Source organism: Archangium sp., from assembly GCF_036389735.1.
Lineage (GTDB): Bacteria > Myxococcota > Myxococcia > Myxococcales > Myxococcaceae > Archangium.
Genome location: NZ_DASVWK010000567.1, coordinates 1 through 3,706, shown reverse-complemented (window position 1 = coordinate 3,706; position 3,706 = coordinate 1). Strand labels below are relative to the sequence as shown.

Annotated in this window: 4 protein-coding genes; all 4 read left to right on the top strand. The window is 68.5% G+C overall.

The annotated features are described in order from the left end of the window. Positions 1 to 1,170, top strand: a 1,170-nt coding sequence (gene epsU / locus VF794_RS19960) for an exopolysaccharide biosynthesis GT2 family glycosyltransferase EpsU (protein ID WP_331112742.1), incomplete at its 5' end; no start/stop codon positions are given. A gap of 29 nt (positions 1,171 to 1,199) precedes the next feature. Then, positions 1,200 to 2,726 carry an exopolysaccharide repeat unit polymerase gene (gene wzy, locus VF794_RS19955; RefSeq protein WP_331112740.1) on the top strand — a complete coding sequence of 509 codons (1,527 nt, stop codon included), beginning with the start codon at positions 1,200 to 1,202 and terminating at the stop codon, positions 2,724 to 2,726. 107 nt (positions 2,727 to 2,833) lie between these two features. Further along, positions 2,834 to 3,502, top strand: coding sequence for a hypothetical protein (locus tag VF794_RS19950; protein ID WP_331112738.1), 669 nt, complete (start codon positions 2,834 to 2,836; stop codon positions 3,500 to 3,502). Beyond that, positions 3,499 to 3,706: glycosyltransferase family 2 protein (locus VF794_RS19945; protein ID WP_331112736.1), on the top strand; the 208-nt coding region annotated here is incomplete at its 3' end. The genes VF794_RS19950 and VF794_RS19945, both read left to right, overlap by 4 nt.

Below are 3,706 nucleotides of genomic sequence, written 5' to 3'. Positions count from 1 at the left end.
GTCCTCCTCGCCCTGCCGTTGCTCGTCGCCTCGGGCTACCTGCTGCTGCTCACCCTCCTGTCCGGGGAGAAGAAGGCGCCCCAGCAGGTGCCCGCGCGCCTGAAGTTCGACGTCATCATCCCGGCGCACAACGAGGAGGCGGGCATCGCCCGCACCGTGGCCAACCTCTCGCGGGTGGACTACCCGGTGGAGCTGCGGCGCATCATCGTCGTGGCGGACAACTGCTCGGACGCCACCGCCGAGCGCGCGCGCGAGGCCGGCGCCACCGTGCTGGAGCGGCAGAACAAGGAGCTGCGGGGCAAGGGCTACGCCCTCCAGCTCGCCTTCGAGCACAGCCTGAAGGACGGCTTCGCGGACGCGGTGGTGGTGGTGGACGCGGACACCGAGGTGACGCCCAACCTGCTGCACGCCTTCGGGGCGCGGCTGGAGGCGGGCGCGCAAGCGGCGCAGGCACACTACGGCGTGCTCAACCCGCACGCCTCGTGGCGCACGAAGCTGATGACCATCTTCCTGGCGCTCTTCCACAAGGTGCGCTCGATGGGTCGTGAGCGACTGGGCGTGTCGTGTGGCCTGCGCGGCAACGGCATGTGCTTCACCCACGCCATCATCCGCCAGGTGCCGCACGAGGCCTTCTCCATCGTGGAGGACCTGGAGTACGGCATCCGCCTGGGACAGGCCGGCCAGCGCGTACACTACGCCTGGGAGGCCGAGGTGCTGGGCGAGATGGTGACCAGCGAGAAGGCCGCGCGCTCGCAGCGCCGCCGCTGGGATGGCGGACGCATGGCGATGACGCGCAAGTTCGGCCTGCCGCTGCTCGCCGAGGGCCTGCGCAAGGGCGACAAGGTGCTGGTGGACCTGGCCATGGACCTGCTGGTGCCGCCGATGAGCTGGGTGGTACTGGCCGCGGGCGCGCTGTCGGTGGCCGCGGGCGCGTTGTCGCTGTGGCAGGGGGACCTGGCGCTGTCCGCGTACGCGGCGGCGGCGAGCGTGCTGAGCCTCGTGCTCTACGTGATGCGCGGCTGGTGGGTGTCCGGCATGGGCCTGGAAGGGCTGCTGGCGCTGGGCCGAGCGCCCTTCTACGTGGCCTGGAAGGTGTGGCTGATGCTCAGCCGCTCCGAGGAGAAGAAGGGCGAGTGGGTGCGCACCGCGCGCGAGGGCCAGAAGCCCTGACGGCTGGTTGCCGGCCGCTCTAGACGACGATGGAAGCCCTCCTCTCGCGCACGCCCGTCTTCCTGACGCTGGTGGGCATCCTGGTGATGGCCACGTTGGGGCTGCTCATCGTCGCCCCCGAGGTCGCGCTGTTGCCGGTGGTGCTCACCGCCGTGCTGTGGTGGGTGTGCCGGCAGCCGCTGCGCACGCTGACGTTCGCCCTCTTCGCCGTCGCCGTCACGGTGGACCTCGTCCCCGAGGTCCCCTACGACGGCGAGTGGAAGTCGCCGCTGTACTTCCTTGGCAGGCTGCTCTTCATCAAGCCCAGCTGGTCCTTTCCCTTGCTGGACATCGCCATCCTCGGACTGCTCGGGTTGATGGTCTACCGGCGCGCCAACCGCAGCACGATCGACCCACCCTCGTTCCCGCTGACCAAGCCGGTCATCATCGCGCTGCTGGTGCTACCGGCCACCATCCTCTGGCTTCAGGTCTGGGGCGTCTTCATCAATGGCGGCGACCCGCGCGTGGCCCGGTCGCAGTGGCACCAGATGATGGCGCTGCCGTTCATGGTGATGCTCTTCAACGCCGCGGTGCGCGGGCCCGAGGACTTCCGCACCCTCGGGCGCATCATCATCGTGGGCTGCTTCACCAAGGCCGTCCTGGGCGCCTGGTTCGTCGTGGGGATCGCCCGGCCCCGCGGCTACTACTTCGAGTACGCCACCACGCACTCGGACACGGTGCTGTACGTGACGGGCCTGGCGTGCGTCATCTGGTCCTGGGCGGAGAAGCCCATCCGCAAGCACTTCTGGCGCATGGTCCTGGTGGCCGCCATCATCCTCATGGGCATGCACTACAACGACCGGCGCCTGGCCTACGTCAGCCTGAATCTCGGCCTCGTCGCCTGCGCCATCATCAGCCCGTGGACCGGGGTGAAGCGTCAGGCCACCCGCGTCGCGCTGATCCTCCTGCCCTTGTTCCCCCTCTACCTCAGCGTGGGCTGGCAGAACCCCACGGGCATCTTCGGTCCGGTCGGCATCTTCAAGTCCCTGGTGGAGGGCGAGAACCTCGCCAAGGGGCAGATGGACTACCGCGACATGGAGAACATCAACGTCGTCCACACCTGGGAGCGCAACCCGATCCTCGGCACGGGCTGGGGGCACCCCTTCGACGAGGTGCTCAAGCTGCCCGACATCTCCCATGCCTTCGCCGACTACCTCTACTTCCCACACAACTCGGTGCTGAGCATGCTCGCCTTCGGCGGCGTGCTGGGCTTCAGCGGGCTGTGGATGTGGATTTCCGTCGGCGTCTTCCTCACCGTGCGTGCCTACCATCGCGCACATGAGCCGGAGTACCGCGCGGGTGGATTGGTGGCCCTGTCGGTGCTCGTCGCCTACATCAACCAGTGCTTCGGCGACATGGGCAACATCAGCTGGCTGGCCACGCTGCTGGCGGCGATGGCCCTCACCTGCGCCAACCAGCTCGCCGTCTACACGGGGGCCTGGCCCACCACTCAGCCTCCGCGCCAAGAAGTCTCGGCGCCTGGGAATCCGGGCAGCCCAGTAGGAAATCTGGTATGATACCGCACCGGAAAACGAAGAGGCCACGAAAAGATAACACTCAGGCTCTAGAAACAGCGTCTTCGGAGGTGGCAAACGCCCCGCGAAGCGATAACATGGGGTTGCCCATGTTCGAGCCTCAAGACAAGAAGACGAAGGGCGGCTCGCGCGGTGGAGGCCCCAACCCCCCCGAGCAGCGCCGCGTCGTACAGCCGCTGTCGGTCGTGCGAGGCAACCGCGTGCAGCAGGCCCCCGCGTCTGCGTCCGGACCCACGCTGCCCGAGGAAGGTCCGTCCGAGGTCGTCGAGCAGAAGCAGCCCCTTGCGCAGCAACCCGTTCAGCAGGCCGCCAGCACCATGCCCTCCGGGGCGCTGCTGCACCTGTGGGCGATGCTCAATCAGCGTCACCGGTGGTCATCGCTGGTGGTGGTTCCCTCGCACGAGGGCGGCTCGGCCATGCAGGCCGCGCAAGCCATCCTCGAGGTGGGCAGCCGGCAGAGCACCACCCCCATCCACTTCCTGGATGCCGAGGGGCTGGAGCTGGGCGCCGCGCAGCACGTGGTGAACGAGATGATGGCGTACGTGGAGCAGGGCGACCGCGTGGTGGTCCTCATCGACTCCATCGTCTCCAACCCCGTGGGGCTGGAAGTGGCGTTGGCGGCCGAGCGGGCGCTGCTGTGCGTGAAGCTCGGCAGCTCGGACTTCACCTCGGCCAAGCGTACGCTGGAGCTGATTGGGAAGGAACGCTTCGTCGGAAGCGTTACGCTCCAGCCCACGTCTGGAGCCCCGAAGAAATGAGCAGTGCAGCTTCCGGCGCCCCTGGCGCCGTGCCCCCTCGGCCCGTGCCCCTGCGGCCGAGGCTGAGTGTCGTCGTTGCCAACTACAACCGGCTCGACTCCATCCAGCGCCTGCTCGGGCAGTTCGCCCGGCAGACGCTCCCCCCCTCCGACTTCGAGGTGGTGGTGGTGGACGACGGCTCGCGCGAGCCGGCGGCCCCGCCCC